The organism is Blautia sp. ZXY-1-C6, from assembly GCF_056339875.1.
In genome coordinates this window covers 1-4,432 of sequence record NZ_JBWJVQ010000102.1, presented here as the reverse complement: position 1 = coordinate 4,432, position 4,432 = coordinate 1, and the positions used below count along the sequence as shown (strand labels likewise).

Here is a 4,432-nt window from a genome sequence, read left to right as displayed (position 1 = left end):
CTGGAAGATACCAGGACGCCATGGTATTGTCCTTGCAGGACGCCCATACCATATTGACCCGGAAATCCATCATGGTATCCCGGATCTGATCAACAGCTATGGTATTGCCGTACTTACTGAGGATTCCATCTCTCATCTGGCACCTGTGGAACGCCCGATCCGCGTCAATGACCAGTGGATGTACCACTCCAGACTGTATGCTGCTGCAAACTATGTAAAGACACGCGATGACCTGGATCTGATCCAGCTCAACTCTTTTGGATGTGGTCTGGATGCAGTTACTACTGACGAGGTTTATGAAATTCTTGACGGAAGTGACAAAATCTATACCTGCTTAAAGATTGACGAGGTAAATAACCTTGGTGCTGCAAGAATCCGTATCCGTTCCCTGATCGCAGCGATCCGCGCGAAGAAAGCACAGGGACAGAAACGTACTGTCAAACCTGCTTCTATTGATAAAGTATCCTTTACAAAGGAAATGAGAAAGGACTATACCATCCTCTGCCCGCAGATGTCACCGTTCCATTTCAGCCTCCTGCAGGCAGCATTCAATTCCTGCGGATACAACCTGGAGGTGCTTCCGAATGACAATAAGCATGCAGTGGATGTTGGTCTGAAGTATGTAAACAATGACGCCTGCTATCCGTCTCTGATCGTTGTGGGACAGATCATGGATGCTCTGCTTTCCGGTAAATATGACCTGAACAAAACGGCCGTTGTCATGTCACAGACAGGTGGCGGATGTCGTGCTTCCAACTATATTGCATTTATACGACGCGCATTAAAGAAAGCCGGTATGGAACAGATTCCGGTTATCTCTGTTAACTTAAGCGGTCTGGAAAGCAATCCCGGATTCAAACTTACGCTTCCATTAGTGAAGAAAGTTGCTTACGGTGCCGTATTCGGAGATATTCTGATGAAATGCGTATATCGTATGCGTCCTTATGAACTGGAAGAGGGAATCGTAAACAGGAAACATAAAATCTGGGAACAGCGTGTGATCTCTTTCTTAAGCGGAAGCAGTATCAGCCACAGCCAGTTTAAGAAAATGTGCCGCGAAATGGTTCACGAATTTGATACCATTCCGATCAGTGATGTGAAAAAGCCTCGTGTCGGCATCGTAGGTGAGATCCTTGTCAAGTTCCTGCCTGCTGCAAATAATCATCTGGCAGAGCTTCTGGAATCTGAAGGCGCTGAGGCAGTTGTACCGGATCTGATCGATTTCATGTGCTACTGCTTCTATAACCAGAACTTTAAGGTAGAAAATCTTGGATTCAAGAAGTCCAAGGCAACCATGGCAAACTGGGGAATCAAAGCAATCGAATGGGTGAGAAAGCCTGCAAGCGAAGCTCTTGCACAGAGCCGCCATTTTGCACCGCCTGCTGATATCAGAGATCTGGCAAAAATGGCATCTCCGATCGTTTCCACCGGAAACCAGACAGGTGAGGGATGGTTCCTGACAGGTGAGATGATGGAACTGATCCATGGAGATGTTCCGAATATTGTTTGTATCCAGCCTTTCGGATGTCTGCCGAACCACATTGTAGGTAAGGGTGTTATCAAAGAGATCCGCAGAGAATATCCGACAGCCAATATTGTAGCCATCGACTATGACCCGGGTGCAAGTGAAGTTAACCAGCTGAACCGAATCAAACTGATGCTCTCCACAGCCCAGAAAAACCTGAAAAAAGCAGAAGAAAAAAATGCATAAATAATACCGTAATGGATATATTGCAATGTATTTTACCTTGCAATATATCCGCCTTAGAGCGTGTCTGAAAAAGGCTTTCCCGCAATCTACATATCCTGCTTTGCGAAAAGCATTTTTCAAACGCGCTCAAAAAAAGAGTTATATTTCAGAAATTTTAAATGTGTTTCTATTTCAGAAATACATTTAAACCATGAAATATAACTCTTTTGTTTTTATAATTTCAGTGTTTAATTATTCTGCCAGAACGGAAGTTTCTCTGCAATCCTTATCAGATAGCTTCCACCCGGAATTCTTCTAAGCTGTGATTCTGACGGCTTGCTGATGATCAGGTAAGCAAACAGATAAACAACCGCAGCAACAGGAATGGAAACGATCAGACAAATGAAATTGGATTTTACAAAAATATTCAAGCCATAGCAGATACATCCTGCAACAATTCCCATGGGAACAGATGCAAGAACAGGATACAGATATCCTTCTTTCCATGGATTCTTATACTGCAGATATTTCTTCATGGCTCTGTCATTTAACACACATACAACCACAGAATAGATCACCATTGCGATCAGCAGTGCATAAACTCCAAGGTTTGTAGTAAACAGCAGCACTACCACTACCACAATATCCACAACCAGTGCGATTGCAGCCGTAATCACCGGAATCCTCTGCTGTCCGATTGCCTGCAGAACTCCATTAGAAATATTTGACATTCCATTGAGCAGGATCGAAAAAGAACCAAGGATCAGCAGGTTGGCTGCCAGTCCTGTGGAATTTCCGTAAAGCAAAAATACAATCGGCTGTGCAAGCACTGCCAGTCCCATGGCACATGGGGCAGAAACTACCATAGAAAGCTGTACGGTCTGGTCAATGCACTCTCTGGTCGCTTCAATGTCTCCGGTGGCATACAGGGCGGAAACCTCCGGAATCATGGAAGTAGGTGCCGTACTGGACAGCGTCAGAGGAATATTAATAATTGTCATAAAGTAAGTGGCATACTCTGCATATAAAATACCGATCTGTGCCGCATCTCCACCTCTTCTTCCCAGAATATCCGAGAAAAGATACCCATTGATATAAGCATTTACATTATAAACAAAGGCGCTGAGAATGATCGGCGAAACAACCAGGATAATCACACGGAAACGCTTTTGTAGGACTCTTCCTGATGTCTGTGGTCCTTCTCTACCCGGTGCAGGATTTTTCTGCGGTTCACACCATATACCAGAAGCATGAATGCCAATGCAGTCACCACTCCGGCTCCGGTTCCTACTGTGGAACCTGCTGCCCCCCATTTTGCAATGCTGTTCTCTGTTCCATCTGAGAATGCATTGATGAATCCCCAGGCTGCCAGAAGACTGACTGCCGCATTAAATACCTGCTCAATGATCTGGGAGATAGATGTTGGCATCATATTTCTGTATGCCTGAAAATATCCTCTGAATACCCCAAGAATACCGGACAAAAAAATCGTCGGAGCCAGGATACTGAAGTGCCGGAATTGCATCCTTCTGATTCTGAGGGATGATCAGCCCTGCTCCAAAGAGACAGAATAAACCGACCACTCCGCCAATCACCATGGCATAGATCATGGCACCCTTAAAGAACTTATGTGCATTTCTGTAATCCTTCAGAGCAATACGCTCGGAGATCAGCTTGGATACCGCCTGTGGAATACTAAAGGATGCGATCATCAGAAGGATCATATAGGCATTCTGTGCAAGACTTGTATAGCCCATTCCAAGGCTTCCGATAATATTGGAAAGGGGACTCTTGTACAGAAGACCGATCACCTTGGAGATCATAGCTGCAATCATCAGAAAGGATGCATTTTTTACTAAATTGTTTTTCTGATTCATGTTATCACTGTGTGTCTTTTACCTGACTACACATTACCTCTTTTCTTATATATATTCTTATATATTTTCTATCTGCCAGTCGATTGGTTCCAGACCATTGGCAACAAGAAATTCGTTTGTTTTACTGAAATGTTTACATCCGAAAAATCCCCTGTAAGCGGACAGAGGACTTGGATGAGGTGCCTCCAGAATCAGATGCTTCGGATTATTCAGCATGGATTTTTTCATCTGCGCCGGACGTCCCCATAGCAGAAATACAATAGGACGGTCCTGCTCATTCAGAACCTGGATCGCAGCATCCGTAAACTGCTCCCAGCCGATCCCCCTGTGTGAATTTGCCTGATGAGCGCGTACAGTCAGAACTGTGTTCAGAAGAAGCACTCCCTGCTTCGCCCACTTCTCCAGATAGCCGTTATTGGGGATATAGCATCCACAGTCATCATGAAGCTCCTGATAAATATTCACCAGGGACGGTGGCGTCTCCACTCCTCTCTTTACGGAAAAACAAAGCCCATGAGCCTGCCCGTCATTATGATAGGGATCCTGACCCAGAATCACTACCTTCACTTCATTCAACGGTGTAAAATGAAATGCATTAAACAGATCATCCGCAGGAGGAAAAATCTTCCTGGTCTGATATTCTGTCATCACCGTTTTATATAATTTCGCATAATACGGCTGGTGAAACTCCCCCTTCAGGGCTTCCAGCCAGTCACCTGAAATTGCTGACATACCTTATCCTTCACCTCTTATATTTTTCGTGGTCATCGTCTGACAGAAATTCCCCTGTCAGACAGATAATCCTTCACCTGAGAAATCTCCAGTTCTTTATAATGGAACAAAGACGCAGCCAGTGCAGCATCTG

5 protein-coding genes and 1 pseudogene are annotated in these 4,432 nt (G+C 44.7%); 1 reads left to right on the top strand and 5 read right to left on the bottom strand.

Annotated elements, in window-relative coordinates; genetic code table 11:
* On the top strand, positions 1-1,711 hold a 1,711-nt coding region (locus AC075J_RS03875; RefSeq protein ID WP_476390032.1), incomplete at its 5' end, for an acyl-CoA dehydratase activase-related protein.
* A gap of 227 nt (positions 1,712-1,938) precedes the next feature.
* On the opposite strand, the gene AC075J_RS03870 is transcribed toward AC075J_RS03875, so the two are convergent.
* From AC075J_RS03870 to AC075J_RS03850, 5 genes and pseudogenes are all read right to left on the bottom strand, one after another.
* Positions 1,939-2,847, bottom strand: a complete 909-nt coding sequence (locus AC075J_RS03870) for a lipid II flippase MurJ (protein WP_476390031.1) — start codon at positions 2,845-2,847, stop codon at positions 1,939-1,941.
* Positions 2,844-3,122 carry a hypothetical protein gene (locus AC075J_RS03865; RefSeq protein WP_476390030.1) on the bottom strand — a complete coding sequence of 93 codons (279 nt, stop codon included), beginning with the start codon at positions 3,120-3,122 and terminating at the stop codon, positions 2,844-2,846. The genes AC075J_RS03870 and AC075J_RS03865 overlap by 4 nt, the downstream gene beginning before the upstream one ends.
* On the bottom strand, positions 3,091-3,567 hold the full coding sequence (locus AC075J_RS03860; RefSeq protein ID WP_476390029.1) for an oligosaccharide flippase family protein: 477 nt from the start codon (positions 3,565-3,567) through the stop codon (positions 3,091-3,093). The genes AC075J_RS03865 and AC075J_RS03860 overlap by 32 nt, the downstream gene beginning before the upstream one ends.
* A 57-nt stretch (positions 3,568-3,624) precedes the next feature.
* Positions 3,625-4,299 (bottom strand): uracil-DNA glycosylase, encoded by a 675-nt coding sequence (gene ung, locus AC075J_RS03855; protein ID WP_008703498.1) that lies wholly within the window; start codon positions 4,297-4,299, stop codon positions 3,625-3,627.
* Positions 4,300-4,331: 32 nt separating this feature from the next.
* Positions 4,332-4,432 (bottom strand): annotated as a pseudogene (locus AC075J_RS03850) (imidazole glycerol phosphate synthase subunit HisF); the annotation flags it as partial.